Origin of the sequence: Kutzneria viridogrisea DSM 43870 (genome assembly GCF_000525635.1) — a bacterium.
GTDB lineage: Bacteria > Actinomycetota > Actinomycetes > Mycobacteriales > Pseudonocardiaceae > Kutzneria > Kutzneria viridogrisea.
This window is the reverse complement of the sequence record NZ_CP007155.1, coordinates 3,787,131-3,806,026: the sequence shown is the minus strand read 5'-3', so window position 1 is coordinate 3,806,026 and position 18,896 is coordinate 3,787,131. Positions and strand designations below refer to the sequence as shown.

The following is an 18,896-nucleotide window of genomic DNA, read 5'->3' as shown; positions in this document are numbered from 1 at the left end:
CTCAGCCGTACAGCGCCCTGGCGATGATCGTGCGTTGCACCTCGGACGCGCCCTCGTAGATGCGTGGTGCACGCACCTCGCGGTACAGGTGTTCCAGCCGGTGACCGCGTTGCAGGGCACGGGCCCCGTGCACCTGGATCGCCGTGTCCACGGCCAGTTGCGCGGTCTCGGTGGCCATCAGCTTGGCCATGGCCGACTTCGCGGCGACCTGCTCCTCGCCCCGGTCGTAGGCGCTCGCGGCGGCGTAGACCAGCAACCGGGACGCCTCCAGCCGGGTCGCGACCTCGGCCAGCGGGTGGGACACGGCTTGCAGGTCCTTCAACGGGGCGCCGAAGGCGTTGCGCTCGGCGGTGTGCGCCACCGCGAGGTCCAGCGCGGCCTGTGCCATGCCGACGGCGAACGCGCCGACGCTGGGCCGGAACAGGTTCAACGTGCCCATGGCCACGCGGAAGCCGCGGTCCAGCTCACCGAGCAGGTCCCCGGGGCCGACCGGAACGCCGTCGAAGCGCAGGCGTCCGATCGGGTGTGGCGCCAGCAGGTCGAGGTGCTCGCCGGTGAGCCCGGGCCGGTCCGCCGGTACCAGGAAGGCGCTGACACCGCGGGCGCCCGCCTCCGGGGTGGTGCGGGCGAAGACGGTGTAGAAGTCGGCCTCCGGCGCGTTGGAGATCCACACCTTCTCGCCGGTCAGCCGCCAGCCCGCGCCATCGGGCTCGGCGGCCAGTTCCAGTGCCGCCGCGTCGGAGCCCGCGGCGGGTTCGGTCAGCGCGAAGGCGGCGACCGCCTCACCCGCGGCGACGGCGGGCACCCAGCGGCTGATCTGCTCATCCTGCCCGGATTGCACGACCGGGTAGGTGCCCAGTCCCTGCAACGCCAACGCGGTTTCGGCCTCGGTGCACTCCTGGGCCAGCGCTTCGCGCAGCAGGCACAGGTCGAGCGCGGCCACCTGCCGCTCGCCGGGGAACAGCCGCGCGAGCAGCCCGTGCTCGCCCAGGGCCTTGACCAGCGGGCGGTTGACCGCGCCCTCGGCGCCCTGCTCGGCGAGCGGGCGCAGTTCGGTGCGGGCCAGTTCGCGGACCCGCCCGGTGAGGGTCCGCTGCTCGGCGGTGAGGGCGAACATGTCAGCGGCCCTGCCACTTCGGCGGACGCTTGGCGTTGAAGGCCGCGTGGAACTCCCGGTAATCCTCGGTGTTCATCAGCAGGGCCTGGGTCATCGCCTCCAACTCCAGGGCACCGGACAGGCTCATGTCCAGTTCCTTGGTGAGCAACGCCTTGGTCTGCGCGTAGGCCTGGAACGGGCCCTCGGCCAGGCGCCTGGCCAGCTTGTCGGTGGCGGCGTCCAGGTCCTCCGGCTCGACCAACTCACTGACCAGGCCGTACCGGTCGGCTTCCTCGGCGGGCAGCGAGTCGCCCAGCATGAGCAGCTTGGTGGCCCGCCCGAGCCCGACCAGGCGGGGCAACAGGTAGGCCGCGCCCATGTCGGCCCCGCTGAGCCCGACCTTGGTGAACAGGAACGCGAACTTGGCGGTCCTGGCCACCACCCGGAAGTCGGCGGCCAGCGCGAGCACGGAGCCCGCACCGGCCGCCGTGCCCTGGATCGAGGCGATCACCGGGATCGGGCACTCGCGCAGCCCGCGGATGACCTCGCCGGTCATCCGAGTAAAGGCCAGCAACTGGTCCGGGGCCATGTCCAGGGTCTCGCCGATGATCTCGTTGACGTCCCCGCCCGAGCAGAACGAGCGGCCCTGGCCGCGCAGCACCAGCACGCGGGTGTCGCCCCGGTGCGGCAGCTCGGTCAGCAGGTCGCGCAGGTCGGCATAGGACTGGAAGGTCAGCGCGTTGAGCTTGTCGGGCCGGTCCAGGGTCACCGTGGCGACCCCGTCCGCGCGCTCGACCTGGAAGTGCCGCCAGTCCTCGGTGAACGGCACGGAACCTCGGAACCCGCTCATGCTCCGACGGTATCACGCATCAATGACGGTCGTCACGAGTGCGATATACCGAACCAGCGGGTGAGCTGTTCGCGCAGCGGCTCGGCATCCCCGCTGCGCCAGGCGATCTGACCGTCCGGGCGGACCAGCAGCGCGCGGTCCGAGACCTGCTCGCACCGGCCGGTGACCACCTCCACCCGATCCGACCAGCCCTCGGCGACGGCCCGCAGCCCCGGGTCGTCGGCCAGGTCGAGCAGCAGGCCGCGTCCGGTGCGTTGCAACTCGCCGACCCGAGGTCCCCCGTCCAGGGAGAGATCCGGACAGAACGGTCCGAGGTCGAGATCGCCCATCGCGGCGGTCAGCCACCGGTTGGCGTCCTCGTGGTCGAGCAGGCCGCTGACCACGTCCCGCAACGCGCTCACGTGCGGGCCGGGGCTGAGCAGGGCCACCGAGGCGCGTTGCAGTTCCAGTGCGCGGGCGGCCACCGGGTGCCGCTCGACGGTGTAGGTGTCGAGCAGGTCCGCACCGGCGAGCCCGCGCGCGACCGCGGCGAGCTTCCAGCCCAGGTTCACCGCGTCGCACAGGCCGAGTCGCAGCCCCGGCCCACCCCACGGCGAGTGCACGTGTGCCGCGTCCCCGGCGAGCAGCACCCGACCCCTCCGGTACGAGTCGGCCTGGCGGGCGTTGTCGGTGAACCGGGTGACGGCCCGCACCTCGGTGACCTGCACCTGCGTGCCGCTGAGCCTGCGCAGGCTGCGTTGCAGCTCCTCCCTGGTGATCTCGCTGTCACGGTGGAGCGGCGGCCCGTCGAACTCCAGGGTCATGACGCGTCCCGGCATCGGGCCGTGCACGAGCAGCCCGTGCTCCTTGCGGAACCAGCCGTGCGGGTGGAACTCCGGGTCGTCCAGTTCTACCACCGCCTGGTAGCCGGTGCTGATCCCGTCCGTGCCGGGGAAGCCGAACCCGGCGAGCTTGCGCACCGAACTGCGACCCCCGTCGCAGCCGACGATCCAGTCCGCGTCCAGCTCGTACCGGCCGTCGGGTCCCTGCACGGTGTCAAGGTCGACCAGGGTGTGACCGCGCCTGAGGTCCACACCGAGTTCGACAGCACAGGCGGCGAGGTCGGCCTCCAGCTGCTGCTGCGGAATCATCACCGTGCCAGGGCCGCCGGTGAGCACGAACATGCCCGCGAAGTGGCCCGCGCCCGGTTTTCCCTTGGCCAGCAAGCTGTCCGGGTGCACTGGTCGCGGCGTGAACGGCCACGCCCCGGCGTCGGGCGGGGTGAGCCCGCGCCGGTCCAGCAGCTCCGCACCGCGTCCCGTGACGGCACCCGCCTTGGGCCTGCGGTCGATCTCGGTCAGCCGTTCCAGCACGATCGGTCGCACGTGGTTGAGCGCGAGCTCGCAGGCCAGCATCAGCCCGACGGGGCCGCCTCCCACGACCACCACCGAGCTCATGCCGCACACACCGCCGGGGCACCGAACCAGCGGGCGAGCGAGTCGGTCAGCGGTCCGGGCTGGTGCGTGTTCCCGGTGGCGAGCCAAGCCGTGTAGCCGTCCGGCCGGATCAACAGCGCCGACAGTCCCGTGTCGTCCACAGTGGACGCATGAACCAGGTCGATCCGGTCCAGCCAGGGCGTGACCTGCTGCGTACCCGCGAAGTCGAGCAGCACGCCGCGTCCGCCGTGCAGCAGGCGGGACAGGGTGGTCGGTCGTCCGTCGACGAGCAGGTCCAGGTTCGGCGCGAGCCTGCCCAACCACGGGTGTGCGTCCTCGACCGGGGCGCCCATGTCGTACCGGGTCTCCACGCCGGTGGCCAGCTCCGCCAGGTATCTCCGCACCTGGCCCAGCTCCCCCAGCTCGGCGAACAGTTCCCGGACCGGGGCGAACCGGCTGTCCGTAGCGCCAAGCACGGCCTGCGCCTGGGTGTGCAGCAGGACGCGGGCACCGGCGGCGTGCCGCTCGCTGTGGTAGGTGTCCAGCAGGTCAGGTGAGACCTCACCGCGCAGCACCGCGGCGAGCTTCCAGCCGAGGTTCGTGGCGTCGGCCAGCGCCAGGTTCACACCCTGGGCGCCTGCGGGCGGGTGGATGTGCGCGGCGTCGCCCGCGAGCAGCACACGACCGCTGCGGTACGCGTCGGCCTGCCGTGCGGCGTCACTGAAGCGTCCGATCCAGATCGGGTCGGTCAGCTCCACGTGCCTGCCCAGGTTGTGGTCCACAATGGACTGCAACTCGGCGAGGGTCGGCTCCTCCGTGCGGTCGGTCACCGGGTCGTCCACCAGCACGCGCACGTAGCCGGGCCGTGGGATCACCACGACCGTCCCGTTCGGACCGTTGTTCACACCGAAGGACATCGCGCCGAAGTCGGTGGGCACGACGTCACCGAGCAGCCAGTGGTTGGCCGCATCCGTACCGGGGAACGGGATCCGCGCCAGCTTGCGCACCGCACTGCGCGAGCCGTCGCAGCCGACGAGCCAGCGCGCGGTCAGCTCTCCGTCGTTGATCGTCACGCTCTCGCCGTCCTGCTGGAAGGCGCGCAGCTCGTGTCCGCGCAGGACAGTCACCCCCAGCTCGATGGCACGCTGCTCGAGCAGCTCCTCGACGCGGGTCTGCGCGATGCCGAGCGTGTACGGGTGGTCCCAGCCCAACTGCGTGAGGTCGATCGGGGTGGCCAAACCCCCGAAGCTCGTCACCGGAACCTTCGGCCCCTCGGCCAGGAACCGCTCGGCAAGTCCGCGCCGGTCCAGCAGGTCCAGGCTGCGCGCGTTGAGGTTGAACCCCCGGCAGAACGGGGACCGCTGCTCCGCACGCTCCAGCACCACCACGTCGGCACCAGCCACTGCCAGCTCGCAGGCCAGCATCAGCCCGGCAGGTCCGGCCCCGACGACCACCACATCCCTCACTGCTCCCCCTCCGGTGTCCAGGTCCACGCCTCGTCCGTCGGCCACAGCAGCGTGCCGTCGGCGATCTCCTCGATCGTTGCGCCGATCCAGTCCAACTCGGCCCGCGCCATGCTCAGCGCGTACTCGACCTCGATCATGAACAGTCGCGGCGTGCCGCGGTCCTCCAGCACCGCACGCAGCACCTCCTCGCTCTTCGCGATGTGCTCGCGCACGTGGCCCGCGCGCTCGCTCAGCGCGTCGATCGCCTGCGGCTTGGGCAGCGCTCCGAGGTAGGTCACCGCCGCCACGAACTTCGGGTACTCGTTGATCGGCACCCGCAGGAGTTCGTCAACCCACCGGACGAACTCCGCCCGGCCGAGATCGGTCTGCTGGTAGATCGTGCGCTCGGGCCGCTTGCCGTCCTTGACCACCTCGCGCTCGCCGATCCAGCCCTCGCGCTCCAGCGCCTGGACCACGTCGTACAGCGAGCCGTTGGTGATCTTGAAGCTGCCTCCCTTGTAGCGATCCTTGAGCGTCACCCCGATCTCGTACGGGTGCATGGGCCGCTCCAGCAGCAGGCCGAGCACGGCCAGTGCCAGCGGGTTGCTGATCTTGCGCTTCACAGTCGCTCCCAACTAGTCGGCACCGACTATACGGGAGCGGGTAGGTGGGTGGCTAGGGGGTGGGGGCGTGCCGGGGGTGCGGGGTGTCGGGGTGGTTTTGTCTGGGGCCCCTGGCGATGGGCGGTAATCGGGGAGTCGGGGCGTGGAATGCCGCCCCGATTTCGCCGGGCAGCGTAGCCCATCGCCTCCCCCAGAAAAAACCACCCCTGGGGTTTGGTGATTGTTGGCCGCCGCCCCTTTTTCCACTCTTCTGTGTCCGGGATTCGGTGCCGCGAGGCGCGCGTTCATCGTCACTCTTTGCGCGCGGCAATTGGCTGCCCTTTTTCGCCCGTTCATGTCCGGCATTCGGCCCCACGAGGTCTGTGCGCCCATCGCCTCTCTTCATGTCCGGCAATCGCCCCACTTTCACTCTTCCGCGTCGACTATTCGGCGCCGCGAGGCGCGCGCGTCCATCGTCACTCTTCACGGACGGCAATCGGTCACCATTTCACCCTTTCGTGTCGGCTATTCGGAGTAGAATCGGTGGCATGGGGAAGGTGGAGATCGCGCGGGCAGTCTTGGCGGCTGAGGTCGCCAAGCGGACGCTCGATCACGCGCAGCTTCGCCTGATCGCGGAGTTGGATGATCCCCACGAGTTGGCATTGCTGCTGCGCATTCCGTTGGGCGCCGCGCGGCGGAAACTGGACCAGGCCGCCGCGCTGGATCGGCTTCCCGTTGTGGCGGGGTTGCTGCGGGATGGGTTGGTGGATCTGGACCGGTTCGAGGTGGTGCGCAAGCGGACCGAGAACCTGGATGCGGAGCAGGCTCGGGCGGTGGATGCCGGGCTGACCGGGGCCGCCGAGTGGACCACCCAGGAACTCAAGGCCGAGACCGATCGGCTGGTCTGCCTGGTGGATCCGGAGGGTGCGCAGCGGCGGCACGTGCGGGCGGTGCGGAAGTCTTCGCAGGTGGGCTATCGGTCGATGCCGGATGGGATGGCGTTGCTGACCGCGTACCTGGATGCGGTGCCCGCGCGGGTGATCTTCGATCAGATCACCGCCGATGCGGAGAGCCTTGATGATGACCGGTCCTGGGGTGAGAAGCAGGCCGATGTGTTCATCGACCGGATGCTGGGCAGCGGCCGACCGGTGACTGTGCACACCGATCTCACGATTTCCGCGAAGACGCTCATTGGACTAACTGAGGAGCCGGGGTACATTTCCGGGGTGGGGCCGGTGGAGGCGGCTACCGCGCGGGAGATCGCCGCGCAGGGGGACTGGCGGAAAGTTCTCGTGGATGAGGTCGGGATGCCGGTGGGGGTGGGGCGGAAACGGTATCGACCACCTGAGGCGTTGAAGGAATTCGTGCGGGTGCGGGATCGGGTGTGTCAGGCGCCGGGGTGTATGCGGCCTGCGGCGCGGTGCGAGATCGACCACGCGCGGGGATTCGCCTCGGGTGGGGTGACGGAGGCGCGCAATCTTGGGCCGTTTTGCGAGGTGCACCATTATGTGAAGACGATTGGGTTGTACCGGTTCACCCGAGAGTTGGATGGGACCCGGCACTGGACCACCCCGCTGGGGTTCGTCTACACCACCCGGCCCAAGCCCATCGCGGAACCCGACCCGCCCTGACAGGGAGGGCGAGAGGCGGGGCACCAGGCCTCAGCTCACGGCACCGATCTGCTTCATGAAGGTGAGGTTGTCCTCAATGTGCGCATTGGTGGCGATCCGCCCGTCGCGAATGCCGTACACATCGGTGGCGATGAAGTCGACGGCCTGCCCGGTGCCGGTCCTGCCGCCGAACGTGCCGGTGAAATGGCCACGGAATCGGAGCCGCGCAGTGACGGAATCGCCGGCGACGAGAACCTGGGTCAGTTCCGCGGACAGGTCGGGAATCGCGGTGTGAAAACCCTCGGAGGCGGCGAGCGGGCCGGGAATTCCCTGCGGGCGACCAGGCGGCAGGGTCAGGTCGGTGAAGTCGGCGGCCAGGGAGCGGTCGAGCCATTCGCGGCGGCCGGTGCTCCAGAAGGTGTCGAAGTACTGGGCAGCACGGACGGCGGCACGGGCCTTGTCCTGGGCGAGCGAGGAGTCGACGGTCAGCGACAGGGGTTGCACCACACCGGGTGTCGAGTCGGGGAGCTGCTCGGCCGGGGAGCAGGCGCCCAGCGACAGCGCGGCGAGCACGGCAGCGGCGACCAACGGGGCAGTTCTGTTCAGCACGGGATTCCACTCCTCGAATTCGGTGTACCCGACCGAGTCTGTGGTTACGGCCCGCAGAGGTCAAAGACGCAATTCCTATCGGGGTCAGAACTCCGGCGAATAGCTCCGTTCGCGGTACAGGCCGAGCGCGGACAGCACGGGTGCGTCGCTGTACTGGAAGACGTCGAGATCGGATTCGGCGGACACGGTGACGGGCGTCCACGAGGGAATCGCGAACACGTCGCCCGCGGCGACCTCGTGCCGGGTGTCGCCGAGGGCGATCGATCCGCTGCCGCGGAGCACGACGCCCACCGCGGAGCCGACGCGCTGCCGGGTGAGCGGCTGGTTCCCGGCGAGGAACCGGTGCATCTCACAGCGCAGCGTGGGCAGCACGTCGCGCCCGCTCACCGGGTCCACGAACCGCACGGCGGACCGGCCGGTGTCCTGGTCGAGTTGGGCGGTCAGCGCACGGTCGGTGTCAGCCCACCGGTACGTGAGCAGCGCGGAGTGGGGGCGCACGGGAACCTCGCCGACGGGCACGATGCCGGGCGCGCAACCGTAGCGCCGTTCGGAATCGGACCGCTCGGCGGTGGCGTCGGCGGGACTGCCGTCACCGGGCTCGAAGAACACGGCGTCCAGGTAGTGCACCAGCGGCACGTCGAGCCCGTCGAGCCAGGCCATCGGCTCCGCACCGGTGTTGTGGTGCTCGTGCCAGGTCCAGCCGGGGGTGAGCACCAGGTCACCGGCCTCCATGGCGATGGGATCGCCGTCGACCAGGGTGAACACCCCCGATCCGGACAACACGAAGCGCAGCGCGGAGGGCGAGTGCCGGTGCGCGGGTGCGACCTCCCGACCGTTGAGGTACTGGATCCCGGCCCACAGGGTGGGCACCGCGTACGGCGCACCAGCCAGGCCGGGATTGGCCAGGGACAGCACGCGCCGGTCGGAGGTGATCAGCTCGCCGGAGCGTTCAGCCAGTGCGCTGAGATGCTTGCCGCGCCACACGAACGGCACGGCCCGCGGGTTCGGCTCGGCGGTCATCAGGCCGGTCAGTTCCCACAGCGGTTGCAGGTCGTGCTCGGCCAGGTCGGCGTAGAAGGCGTCGATGCCCTCGTCGTCACTGGAGAAACGCGTCGTCGGCACGAGGACCAAGCCTAGTCACAGCACGGTAAGTTCGGCGATCTTCCAGGTGCCGTCGACGTTGCGCGCGACAACGGACAGTTGGGCCGACACCGAGGTGTGCTGATTGTTGTCCCCGCGCACGGCCTGCTGGTCGAGGAACACCAGCGCGGTGGCGCGGTCACCGGACAGTTCGCTGACACCGACGGAGCGCACGGCCGTCACCAGCACGAGCTTCTGCGCGGTGGCCTGCTCACGGACCTTGCCGAACAGCTGTTCGTACTGCCGCACAGCGGAGTCGATCAGGACGTTCCTGGCGGCCTGTTCGGTGCGCGCGGTGTCGTTGTAGTCGTAGGAGAACGCCGATTGCACGGCCTCGCCGACCTTGGCCACCACGGCGGCGGTTGTGGCGGTGTCGACCAGCGCGGTGTTGTCGATCTTCCGGACCTGCCCTGCGGACACCGCGAACCAGACCGCGGCCGACACCGCGAGCACGACCACCGCCACCAGCGCCTTCACCCGCTCACCCCGATCGCCTGCACGGCACGGACTTTCCAGTCGTCACCGGCTTTGGTCAGGGCGGCGTCCAAACGACTGCGGCGCACACTGGGCTTGCCGCCCTCGGGAGTTGCCGTGACCTCGACGGCGACGAGCACATCGGCGGTCCCGGCTCGCAGGTCGAGGCGGCTCACGGCGGCGCCGAGGACCTTCGCCGTGGTGGTGGTCCTGGTCGACTGGGTGGTGCGCAGGTCGCTGTCGTGGTTGCGGGTCAGCTCGTCCAACAGATCCCCGGTGGACACGCGTTGCCACTGGGTGAGCCCCTCCTCGGCGGACCGGTAGTCGAGCGTGTTCAGCGTGATCACCTGTCGCTGTCCCGCGGCGAGCACGGAGTCACGGGCCTGGGCGTAGGCGAGGTCGCCGTTGGTGGCGGCCGACCACCACTGCCAGCCGAACCACACGGCGGCCAGCACGGTCACGAGCGCGAGCACCTTCATTTCACCCCCAGGAGCTGGGCCAGGTCACGGGGCCCGGGGTCCTGCAACGCGCCGAGCGCGCCGGGCAGCGGCTGCTGTTGTGCCGCAGCCGGGGTCCCGCCGCTGAGTTGGGGCATCCCGCCGTACGGCACGTTCTGCGATCCGCGCACGGCGATCGGGCTGTTCGGCGGCTCGGCGCAGTACGCCTTGTCGTTGGCGGGCAACGGGTTCAGGTCGTTGGCGGGCCGCTCCCTTGTGGACTCGTAGCCCTTGGTGCAGGGGAACGGGTTGAAGAAGTTCAGGATCAGTCCGAGGTGGCCGGTGCCGTCCGGGGACAGGCCGGGGGTGAACGCGGTGATCACCGGGTAGGCGACGAGCAGCTCCTCGATGCCCGCACGCCTGCTGGAGGTGATCGCGGTGGTGGTGAACAGGTTGGCCAGCAACACGCTGAGGTTCTGCCCGGAGCCGCGCAGGATGTCGTCCACGGGCAGCGCGGCGGCCGGGGTCACGCTGATCAGCGCGCGCAGGTCGGGATCGGACTTGCGCAGTTGCTGGGCGATCAACGCCAGGGAGGAGCTGAACGAGGTGATGAGCGCGGAGTCCTGGCGCTGCGTGTCGAGCACCGTGCGGCCACTGGACAGCAACTGCTTGGCCTGGGCCAGGTGCCGGTTGGCCGTGTCGGTGAGCGAGCGGGCGTTGTCCAGCAGCCGTTGGAGATCCGGTCCGGTCCCGGCGAAGGACTTGTCCAGTTCGTCCACCACGGTGCGCAGGGAGTCGGCGGGCACGCTGCGCACGAGCGAGTCGAGGTTGCTCAGGACCTGGTCCGCGCCGGGCGGCAAGGTGCTGCGGTCCTGCGGGATCACCGAGCCGTCGACGAGGTAGGGCGGCTTGTCCTCGCCGGGTTCGAGGTCCACGTACTGCTCCCCCACCGCAGACCTGTTGGCCACCACGGCCTTGCTCGCGGCGGGGATCGGCGGCGCCGAGGAGTCGATGCGCAGCACGGCTTCCACGCCCGAGCCGGTGAGGTCCAGCGCCTGCACGCGGCCGACCGTGACGCCCCGGTAGGACACCTCGGCGTTGGTGAAGATCCCGCCGGAGTCGGCCAGGTGCAGGCGGACCTGGTAGCCGGTGTCGCCGAGGTAGCGCCCCAGCCCGGCGTAGCGGGCCCCCGCATAGGTCAGGCCGACCACGGCGATCAGCACAAAAACCGCTACCTGCCAACGGGTTCGGCGAGCGATCACCGGCCACCCCCGAGCAGCGAGCCGAGCAGGTCGAGCAGGGTGCCCCCGGGTTTGCGCTGGGGCACCGGCTGGCTGGGCAGTGGCAGTGGCACGGGCTTGGGCGGGCTGACCGGGCTCGGGACCTGGATCAGCGGCTGGTTGCCCGCGGTCAGCGCGCGCACCAGACCGGACAGGTCCAGGTCGAAGCGGATGTCGGAGTTGAAGTAGTCGCCCTTGATCGCGTTGGCGGCGTAGTCGGTGAACGGGTACGTGGCCAGGTACTGCACGGCGATCGGCAGTTTGGCCCCGGTCTCGGCCAGCTTGCCCAGGATCGGCGCGAGCTGCTGGAGGTCGGCGACGAGATCGGCACGGGTCTTGTGCACGGTGTCGACGGCCACTGTGGACAGTGCGTCGAGCGAGCGCAGCATGCTGGTGAGCTGGTCGCGCTGCTGGGTGATCACTTGCAGTCCAGGGGCGAGGTGGTCCAGGGCGGTGGCCAGATCGTCCCGCTGGGCGGCGACCGCGGCCGACAGCCTGTTGATCGCGTCAATGGCCTTGACGATCCTGTCCCGCTGGCCGTCCAGGGTGCCCACCACGGAGTCCACTGAGGACAGGAACGAGCGGATCTGCGCCTCGTTGCCGGTCATTGCGGAGTTCAGCTCGCGCACGATGCTCTGCAACTGCCCGAGGTTGCCGCCGTTGAGCAGCAGCGACAGCGCGCCGAGCACCTCCTCGATCTCGGGGCTGCGGTTCGTCCGCTCCTTGCTGATCACCGCCCCGTCGGCGAGCCGCCCAGTGCCGTTCGGCGGGGCCACCAGCTGCACGTACTTCTCCCCCAGCAGGCTGGACTGCCCGAGTTCGGCACGGGCCTCGGCGGGCACGGCGACCGAGCCGTTGACGGCCAGGTGCACCAGCGCGGTCTTGTTGTCCGCAGCCAGTTCGATGCGTTCGACCCTGCCCACTGGCACGTCGTTGACCTTCACGCTGGCCTGCGGGACCAGGTCGAGCACGTCGGCGAACTCGGCCGTGACGCGGTAGGGATGATCGCCCAGGTCGGCACCGCCGGGCAGGGGCGTGTCGTACAGGCCGGAGTATCCGCAGCCCGCCAGCAACGCGGTCAGCGGCAGCAGTGTCCACACGCGACGGTTCACCGGCCACCGCCGATCGGCAGTGGCAGCGGCGGCAGCTTGCCCTGTTGCAGTGCGGCGAGGATGTCGGCCGCCGATGGCAGGTGCAGGGTGCCGTCCAGCAACGGGGCGAGCTGCTTGCACAGGTCGCCGAGCACCTGGGGCAGCTGGGTCGGCGTGGAGCGTTGCAGCAGTTGGCAGAGCATCATCGTGGGTGGGTAGGTGAGCTCGTTGATGTTGCCGCGCACGGCGATCGAGCCGGAGGCCGCGTCGTAGGCGTTGATGAAGTTGGTGGCGGCGGTCGGCGCCACGTCAAGCACCTCGGCCAGCGCCGCACGCTGGTCGACCAGTGCCTTGGACACCGCCGTCAGCTTGTCCACATTGGACTGCACGAGCCCCTTGTTGTCGGTGACGAACTTCTGCACCTGGCCCAGCGCCGAGGCGAGCGAGGTCAGCGCGGCGCCGAACTGGTCGCGGTCGGCGGCCAGGAAACCCGAGGCATCGGCGAGCTGCCTGTCCAGCTGACGCACCTGGTCGTCGCTGGCCGCCAGCAGGGTGCTGACCTTGTTCAGGTTGTCCACGGTGCCGAAGAGGTCGTCCTTGCCGGTGTTCAGCGTGGCCGAGGCGGAGCTGAGCTGCTTGATCGCCTGGTTCAGGTCCTCCCCGGTACCCGCCAGCGTGGCGGCCGCGGTGGACAGGAGGTTGGACAGGGCTCCTGACTTGTTCGCCCCGTTGGGGCCGAGCGCGGCGCTGAGGTCGTTGACGCTGCGGAACAACTGGTCCAGCTCCACCGGGCTGGCGGTGCGCTCACGCGGGATCACGGCCGTGGACGCCAGCTTGGCGCCGCTGTCGTAGGCGGGCGTGAGCTGCACGTACCGGTCGCTGACCAGGCTGGGGGCGATCACCACGGCGTGCACCGCGGCCGGGATCTCCACCGCACTGTCCACGGTGAACTCGACGCGGACCTGACCGCCCTGCGGCACGACGGAGTCGATCTGACCGACCTTGACGCCCAGCACGCGCACGGCCGAGCCCGCGTACAGGCCGATCGCCTTGTCGAAGTAGGCGGTGATCCGGGTGGCGCTGGCGCCCCGCACCCACCAGAACGCGGAGGCCAGCAGCAGCGCGACCACACAGGCAAGGGCCAACAGCGACGCGGGTCTCATTTTCCACCGACCAACGGTGTGGTGCAGCCGCCGGGGTTGAACTCCAGCCCGGCCGTGGTCTGCGCGGGCGGCAGCAGCCCGCAGATGTAGCCGTCGAACCAGCGGCCGGTGCCGATGGTGTTGTTGAAGACGCGGACGAACGGGGCCAGCGAGGCCAGTGCGCGGCTGAGGTTGTCCTGGTTGCGGGCGAGTACCCCGGTGAGCTGGTCGAGTTGGTTCAGCGCGGGCTTGAGCTGTTCCTGGTTGTCGGCGACCAGCCCACTGAGCTGGGCGGCGAGGTTCTGCGTTCCGGTCAGCAGCGAGCTGATCGCCTGCTTGCGGTTGCGCACCTCGCCGAGCAGCAGGTTGCCGTCGGCCAGCAGCTTGCCGATCTGGTCGTCACGACTGGCCACGGTGGAGGTCAACTGGTTGGTGCCCGACAGCAGGCCGGTGAGCTGCTGGTCGCGGGAGGCGATCGTGCGCGACAACCCGGTGAGCCCGCTCAGCGCCTGCTTGAGCGGTCCGGGCGCGTTGCGCAGCGAGTCGGCGACCACCTGGAAGCTGGTGGCCAGCTTGTCCGGGTCGATCGCGCCGACGGTGCTGGCCAGTTGGTCGATCGCGTCGGTGACGTCGAACGGGGACAGGGTGCGGTCCTTGGTGATCGGCTGGCGCGGGTCCTGGGCGGCGGTGCCCTCGGGGGCGAGGGCGAGGTACTTGTCCCCGAGCACGGTCTTGATCTGGATCGAGGCGGTGCTGTGGTCGCCGATCCAGGTGTCGCGGACCCGGAAGTCCACGAGCACCTGGTTGCGTGCCAAGGAAACCCGGCGCACCTCGCCGACCTTCACCCCGGCGACGCGCACCTCGTTGCCCGTGACGAGCCCGGCGGACTCGCTGAAGTAGGCGCTGTAGGTGGTGCCGCCGCCGATGATCGGCAGGTCCTCGGCGTTGAACGCGGCGAGCACGCCCAGCCCCAGCGTCAGTACGGTGACCAGGCCGATCACCGTCTCCCTGCGCGCGTCACGTCGTCTCACGGTCCGCACCTCGCGGGCATCTGGGAGTCCGGGAACGGCACGATCGGCACGGACAGGCCCAGCTCGCCGATCTTGACCGTGCCCGACATCCGGCACAGGTAGTAGTTGAACCAGCTGCCGTAGCTGGCGGTCCGGGTGAAGGCCTGGAGGTTGCCTGGCAGCTTGTGCAGGAACGCGTCCAGGCTCGGATCGCTCTTGTTCAGCAGCTCGGAGACGGAGGCCAGGCCAGCGATGTCCTGCTGCACGGGCCTGCGCGCGTCGGCGAGCAGCCCGGCGGTGGCCGAGGCGAGCCCGTCCAGCGCGCTGATCGCCGAACCGATCGGTGCCCGGTCGGCGGCCAGCCCGGTGACCAGCTGCTGCACGTCGGTGATCAACCCGGCCAGCTCGGGTGTGCGGGCGTTGACCGTGGCCAGCACGGTGGTCAGGTTGTCGATCACCTTGCCGATCACCTGGTCCCGGTCGGCGATGGCCCCGGTGAGCGAGGCGGTGTGCGTGAGCAGACTGGTGATCGTGCCGCCTTCGCCTTGCAGCACCTGGATGAGCTCCCCGGCGAGCTGGTTGACCTGCTGCGGGGACAGCGCCTGGAACAGCGGCTTGAACCCGTTGAACAGCGCGGTCAGGTTCAGCGCGGGCTGGGTCCGCTCCAGCGGGATCACCGAGCCGGGGGCCAGCACGGCGTTGGCGTCACCGACATCGGTGCCCAGCGCGATGTAGCGCTGCCCCACGAGGTTGCGGTACTTGACGGTGGCCGTCGTGGCGGCGGGCAGCTTGCGGTCGGCGGCCAGCTCGAAGGTGATCCGCGCGTACTTGCGGTCGGTGACCTCGATCCGGGACACCTGGCCCGTCCGCACCCCGGCGATGCGCACGTCGTCGCCGGGGTTCAGGCCCGTGACATCGGTGAACACGGCCTGGTACGCCGTCGTCGAGCCGAGGCTGGTGTTGGCGATGGTGGCCGCGAGCACCCCGGTGAGCAGCACGGTGACCAGCGCGAACACGCTGATCTTGATCCCGGCGGCGAGCGTGCCCCTCATCGCAGGCCCACCTCCGCCCCGCGCAGCAACGGCCCCATCAGCAGGGCGCTCCACTGTGGACCGTTGGTCGGCGAGCCGCCCAGACCGGGAGCGAGCAAGGTGGACACCAGCTGCTGTTCGGCCGGGGAGCCCGGCAGGCTGGCCGCCGCGGGCTTGGTGGAGCCGTCCCTGATCGGCCCACCGGGTGGGTACTGCGGGAAGAGGTTGCCGCCACTGGCCTTCTGGTAGCACTGCGGCCCGCGGGTGTCCTGGTACTTCGGGGTGTCGACCCCGGGCTGGTAGGCGCCGCGACTGGCCGTGATGGTGAGCGTGAACTTGCCCATCTGCGGGTGGTCGGTGCCCTTGCCGAAGGTGAAGTCGGCGGTGGGCACCTGGTCGGCGAGTTGTCCCAGCACGCAGGGGTACTCCGGCGCGTACTTGGCCAGCACCTCCAGCGTGGGCCGCGCGGAGGCGGTGAGCCCGATCAGGTTGGCCTGGTTGACCCTCAGGAAACTGCCCAGGTCGACCGCCGTGGTGGTGACGGCCGCGTACAGGGTGCGCAGGTTGTCGCGCTGCTCCACCAAGGTCCTGCTGGTGGTCGTCAGGTCGGCCAGCGCGCGCAGTGCGTCCGGCGCGGCCTTGGCGTAGGTGTCGGCCACCTCGGGCAGCGCGGCGAGGTCGGCCGCCAGGTCCGGTAGTGCCGGGGTGAGCTCGCGCAGGAAGTTGTTGGCCTGCACCATCAACTGCCCGGCCTGCTTGCCGCGGCCGTCGAGGGCCTGTGCGAGTGCGTTGAGCGTGGTGGCCAGTTTCTGCGGCTGCACGGCCCGCAGCACCGGCAGCACGTCGTCGAGCACCTTGCCGATCTCGATGGCGGCACTGCTGCGATCCTGGCTGATCACGGCGCCAGCGGTGATCGGCCGACCGGGGTCGGGCGGCGGCACGAGCGAGACGTAGCGCTCGCCGAACAGCGTCTTGGGCAGCAGCCGGGCCGTGACGTTGTCCGGGATCCAGGCCACGCGATCAGGCCGCAGGGCCAGGTCCAGGACAGCTGTACGACCGTTCGTGCTGATTGTTCGCACCTCGCCCACGAGCACACCGCGGACCTTGACGTCAGCCCCGGGTTGCAGCTGGTTGCCCACGGCGTCGGTCTCCAGCCGAACCGGCACGACCGGGGTAAACGCCTTGCGGTACAACGCGATCGTGAAGGACACGAACAGGGCGACCACGAGCAGGAACACCACGCCCAGCACTTGGTAGCCCAGCCGTTGGCGGTTCATCCGGCGATCCGCACGGTGGTCGAGGCGCCCCAGATGGCCAGGCTGAGGAAGAAGTCCAGCACGGTCTGCGTGACGAGGGCGGCCCGCACGGCTCGGCCGACCGCGACGCCGACCCCGGCCGGTCCCCCGCTGGCGGTGTAGCCGTAGTAGCAGTGCACGAGGATCACCACGGAGCTGAAGACCAGCACCTTGCCGAAGGACCACAGCACGTCCTCCGGCGGCAGGAACAGGGCGAAGTAGTGGTCGTAGGTGCCCGCGGACTGCCCGTAGAACCACACGGTGATCTCGCGGGAGGCCAGGTAGGAGCAGAGCAGGCCGACCACGTAGAGCGGGATCACCGCGGCGACCCCGGCGATCACCCTGGTGGTGACCAGGAACGGCAGGCTGGGCACGCCCATGACCTCCAGGGCGTCGACCTCCTCGGAGATCCGCATCGCGCCGAGCTGGGCGGTGAACCCGCAGCCGACGGTGGCCGACAGGGCCAGCCCGGCCGACAGCGGCGCGACCTCGCGGGTGTCGAAGTAGGCGGAGATGAACCCGGTCAGCGCGGAGGTGCCGAGCTGGTTGAGCGCGGAATAGCCTTGCAGGCCAACGATCGTGCCGGTGAACAGGGTCATGCCGATCATCACGCCGAGCGTGCCGCCGATGATCGCCAGCGCACCGGAGCCGAAGCTGACCTCGCCGAGCAGCCGCAGGATCTCCCTGGGGTAACGGCGGATCGCGTACGGGGCCCAGGCGATGGCCTTGGCGTGGAAGGCCAACTGGCGGCCGAACTGCTCCAGGCCGTCGAGTGGCCTCGCGACGGTCAACAGGGCCCGGTCGGCCAGCGGCAGGTCGGCCACGGCGGTCACATCCCCTTCGGCGGCACGATCTGCAGGTAGATCCCGGTCAACACCACGTTGATCAGGAACAACAGCAGGAACGTGACCACGACGGCCTGGTTCACCGCGTCGCCGACCCCCTTGGGACCGGCCGAGGGGTTCAACCCGCGGTAGGCGGCGACGATGCCGGCCACGAACCCGTACAGCAGGGCCTTGATCTCGCTGATCCACAGGTCGGGCAACTGGGCGAGGGCGTTGAAGCTGGCCAGGTACGCGCCCGGGGTGCCGCCCTGCAACAGCACGTTGAACGTGTAGCCGCCGAGCACGCCCACCACGCTGACCACACCGTTGAGCAGCAGGGACACCGTCATCGCCGCGAGCACCCTCGGCACGATCAGCCGCTGTACCGGCGGCACGCCGAGCACCTCCATGGCGTCGATCTCCTCGCGGATCGTGCGCGCGCCGATGTCCGCGCACATCGCCGACCCGCCCGCGCCCGCCACCAGCAGGGCGGTGATCAGCGGGCTGGCCTGCTGGATGATCGCCAGCGCGCTGGCCGCCCCGGTGAAGGACTGGGCGCCGATCTGCTTGGTCAGCGAGCCCAGGTGCAGGGCGATCACCGCGCCGAACGGGATGGACACCATGGCCGTTGGCAGGATCGTCACGCTGGCGAAAAACCAGGACTGGCGCACGAGTTCGCGGAACTGGAACGGTCGGCGCGGCACGGCGCGCAGCACGTCCCAGCCCAGCGCGGAGATCCGGCCGACCTGGCGGAAGGCCGCCACGCCGAAGAAGGTCGGCACCGGGGCCGTCACGGCAGGGCCAGCGCGTGCGTGGCGGTGGCCCCGCCGTCGGCCACGAACTCCGCGCCCGTGCAGTAGGAACTCTCCTCACTGCCCAGGAACACCACCAGCTCGGCGATCTCCTCCGGCCGCCCGGCACGGCCGAGGGCCACCCGCTTGACCACTGGCGTCATGTCCACCTCCCGCCCGCCCAGCGCGCTGCGCACCATGTCGGTGTCGATCGCGCCCGGGTGCACGGAGTTGACCCGGATCCGGTGCGCGCCCAGCTCCACCGCGGCCACCTTGGTCATGCCGCGGATGGCGAACTTCGTCGCCGAGTAGGCCAGCAGGTACGGCATCGCGGCCAGACCCTCCACGGAGGACACGTTCACGATGGAGCCGCCACCGGCCCGCTTCATGCCCGGCACGACCGTGCGCATGCCCAGGAAGGTGCCGATCTGGTTGATCCGCACGAGCCGCTCGTAGTCGGCCAGCGTGGTCTGGTCCACCGCGGCGAAGTGCAGCACGCCCGCGTTGTTGACCAGCACGTCGAAGTGATCGAACTCCTCCGCTATTTGTTGCCAGTCGCCCTCGTCCCCCACGTCCAGGTGCAGGTACCTCGCCGCCTCGCCGAGCTCCTCGGCCAGCGCGGTGCCCAGGTCGTCGAGGACGTCGGCCAGGACGACCCGCGCGCCCTCGGCCACGTAGCGCCGGGCCGCGGCGGCGCCCTGGCCGCGCGCGGCCCCGGTGATCAGCGCTGTCTTGCCCGCCAGGCGTGCCATGC

The 18,896-nt window shown here is 70.1% G+C and carries 19 protein-coding genes; 1 reads left to right on the top strand and 18 read right to left on the bottom strand.

What is annotated here, in order from left to right; genetic code table 11:
- Position 1: 1 nt before the first annotated feature.
- Genes KALB_RS17040 through KALB_RS17020 form a run of 5 tightly spaced genes read right to left on the bottom strand, consistent with a single transcriptional unit; the run spans position 2 to position 5,429 of the window.
- Entirely contained in the window at positions 2–1,117 is a 1,116-nt protein-coding gene (locus KALB_RS17040) for an acyl-CoA dehydrogenase family protein (RefSeq protein WP_025356925.1), read from the bottom strand.
- Position 1,118: 1 nt separating this feature from the next.
- Positions 1,119–1,946, bottom strand: a complete 828-nt coding sequence (locus KALB_RS17035; RefSeq protein ID WP_025356924.1) for an enoyl-CoA hydratase family protein — start codon at positions 1,944–1,946, stop codon at positions 1,119–1,121.
- 32 nt (positions 1,947–1,978) lie between these two features.
- Positions 1,979–3,382 carry an FAD-dependent monooxygenase gene (locus tag KALB_RS17030; protein ID WP_025356923.1) on the bottom strand — a complete coding sequence of 468 codons (1,404 nt, stop codon included), beginning with the start codon at positions 3,380–3,382 and terminating at the stop codon, positions 1,979–1,981.
- Positions 3,379–4,827: an FAD-dependent monooxygenase gene (locus KALB_RS17025; RefSeq protein WP_035969750.1), complete on the bottom strand. Its 1,449-nt coding sequence runs from the start codon at positions 4,825–4,827 to the stop codon at positions 3,379–3,381. Before KALB_RS17025 ends, KALB_RS17030 begins: the two co-directional genes overlap by 4 nt.
- Positions 4,824–5,429: a PadR family transcriptional regulator gene (locus tag KALB_RS17020; RefSeq protein ID WP_025356921.1), complete on the bottom strand. Its 606-nt coding sequence runs from the start codon at positions 5,427–5,429 to the stop codon at positions 4,824–4,826. The genes KALB_RS17025 and KALB_RS17020 overlap by 4 nt, the downstream gene beginning before the upstream one ends.
- Positions 5,430–5,956: 527 nt before the next feature.
- Here KALB_RS17020 and KALB_RS17015 point away from each other — a divergent pair.
- Entirely contained in the window at positions 5,957–7,039 is a 1,083-nt protein-coding gene (locus KALB_RS17015; RefSeq protein ID WP_025356920.1) for an HNH endonuclease signature motif containing protein, read from the top strand.
- A 30-nt stretch (positions 7,040–7,069) separates the two neighbouring features.
- On the opposite strand, the gene KALB_RS17010 is transcribed toward KALB_RS17015, so the two are convergent.
- From KALB_RS17010 to KALB_RS16950, 13 genes are all read right to left on the bottom strand, one after another.
- Complete coding sequence (locus KALB_RS17010; RefSeq protein WP_025356919.1) at positions 7,070–7,606, bottom strand: ester cyclase; 537 nt, start codon at positions 7,604–7,606, stop codon at positions 7,070–7,072.
- Between the two features lie 105 nt (positions 7,607–7,711).
- The gene (locus KALB_RS17005; RefSeq protein WP_025356918.1) at positions 7,712–8,749 is read right to left on the bottom strand and encodes a cupin domain-containing protein; all 1,038 of its coding nucleotides are present in this window, start codon (positions 8,747–8,749) and stop codon (positions 7,712–7,714) included.
- 15 nt (positions 8,750–8,764) lie between these two features.
- Positions 8,765–9,244, bottom strand: a complete 480-nt coding sequence (locus KALB_RS17000) for a hypothetical protein (protein WP_025356917.1) — start codon at positions 9,242–9,244, stop codon at positions 8,765–8,767.
- On the bottom strand, positions 9,241–9,714 hold the full coding sequence (locus KALB_RS16995; protein WP_148309494.1) for an Rv1363c family protein: 474 nt from the start codon (positions 9,712–9,714) through the stop codon (positions 9,241–9,243). Before KALB_RS16995 ends, KALB_RS17000 begins: the two co-directional genes overlap by 4 nt.
- Before the next feature lie 2 nt (positions 9,715–9,716).
- A complete protein-coding gene (locus tag KALB_RS16990; protein ID WP_025356915.1) occupies positions 9,717–10,940 on the bottom strand; it encodes an MCE family protein in 1,224 nt (407 codons plus the stop codon).
- Positions 10,937–12,070, bottom strand: a complete 1,134-nt coding sequence (locus KALB_RS16985) for an MCE family protein (protein ID WP_025356914.1) — start codon at positions 12,068–12,070, stop codon at positions 10,937–10,939. Before KALB_RS16985 ends, KALB_RS16990 begins: the two co-directional genes overlap by 4 nt.
- Positions 12,067–13,212 carry an MCE family protein gene (locus KALB_RS16980; RefSeq protein ID WP_030108205.1) on the bottom strand — a complete coding sequence of 382 codons (1,146 nt, stop codon included), beginning with the start codon at positions 13,210–13,212 and terminating at the stop codon, positions 12,067–12,069. The genes KALB_RS16985 and KALB_RS16980 overlap by 4 nt, the downstream gene beginning before the upstream one ends.
- Positions 13,209–14,222 (bottom strand): MCE family protein, encoded by a 1,014-nt coding sequence (locus KALB_RS16975; protein ID WP_148309493.1) that lies wholly within the window; start codon positions 14,220–14,222, stop codon positions 13,209–13,211. Before KALB_RS16975 ends, KALB_RS16980 begins: the two co-directional genes overlap by 4 nt.
- Positions 14,219–15,253 (bottom strand): MCE family protein, encoded by a 1,035-nt coding sequence (locus KALB_RS16970; RefSeq protein WP_025356911.1) that lies wholly within the window; start codon positions 15,251–15,253, stop codon positions 14,219–14,221. The genes KALB_RS16975 and KALB_RS16970 overlap by 4 nt, the downstream gene beginning before the upstream one ends.
- Positions 15,250–16,509: an MCE family protein gene (locus tag KALB_RS16965; protein ID WP_025356910.1), complete on the bottom strand. Its 1,260-nt coding sequence runs from the start codon at positions 16,507–16,509 to the stop codon at positions 15,250–15,252. The genes KALB_RS16970 and KALB_RS16965 overlap by 4 nt, the downstream gene beginning before the upstream one ends.
- Positions 16,506–17,351: an MlaE family ABC transporter permease gene (locus tag KALB_RS16960; RefSeq protein ID WP_025356909.1), complete on the bottom strand. Its 846-nt coding sequence runs from the start codon at positions 17,349–17,351 to the stop codon at positions 16,506–16,508. The genes KALB_RS16965 and KALB_RS16960 overlap by 4 nt, the downstream gene beginning before the upstream one ends.
- A 5-nt stretch (positions 17,352–17,356) precedes the next feature.
- Positions 17,357–18,145, bottom strand: a complete 789-nt coding sequence (locus tag KALB_RS16955) for an MlaE family ABC transporter permease (RefSeq protein WP_035967775.1) — start codon at positions 18,143–18,145, stop codon at positions 17,357–17,359.
- The gene (locus KALB_RS16950; RefSeq protein ID WP_025356907.1) at positions 18,142–18,894 is read right to left on the bottom strand and encodes a glucose 1-dehydrogenase; all 753 of its coding nucleotides are present in this window, start codon (positions 18,892–18,894) and stop codon (positions 18,142–18,144) included. Before KALB_RS16950 ends, KALB_RS16955 begins: the two co-directional genes overlap by 4 nt.
- Positions 18,895–18,896: the final 2 nt, after the last annotated feature.

Coding starts and splice junctions, on each gene's coding strand:
- KALB_RS16970 (WP_025356911.1), bottom strand. CDS start 15,253: ATGAGGGGCACGCTCGCCGCCGGGATCAAGATCAGCGTGTTCGCGCTG.
- KALB_RS17015 (WP_025356920.1), top strand. CDS start 5,957: ATGGGGAAGGTGGAGATCGCGCGGGCAGTCTTGGCGGCTGAGGTCGCC.
- KALB_RS17035 (WP_025356924.1), bottom strand. CDS start 1,946: ATGAGCGGGTTCCGAGGTTCCGTGCCGTTCACCGAGGACTGGCGGCAC.
- KALB_RS16980 (WP_030108205.1), bottom strand. CDS start 13,212: ATGAGACCCGCGTCGCTGTTGGCCCTTGCCTGTGTGGTCGCGCTGCTG.
- KALB_RS17040 (WP_025356925.1), bottom strand. CDS start 1,117: ATGTTCGCCCTCACCGCCGAGCAGCGGACCCTCACCGGGCGGGTCCGC.
- KALB_RS16950 (WP_025356907.1), bottom strand. CDS start 18,894: ATGGCACGCCTGGCGGGCAAGACAGCGCTGATCACCGGGGCCGCGCGC.
- KALB_RS17030 (WP_025356923.1), bottom strand. CDS start 3,382: ATGAGCTCGGTGGTGGTCGTGGGAGGCGGCCCCGTCGGGCTGATGCTG.
- KALB_RS16965 (WP_025356910.1), bottom strand. CDS start 16,509: ATGAACCGCCAACGGCTGGGCTACCAAGTGCTGGGCGTGGTGTTCCTG.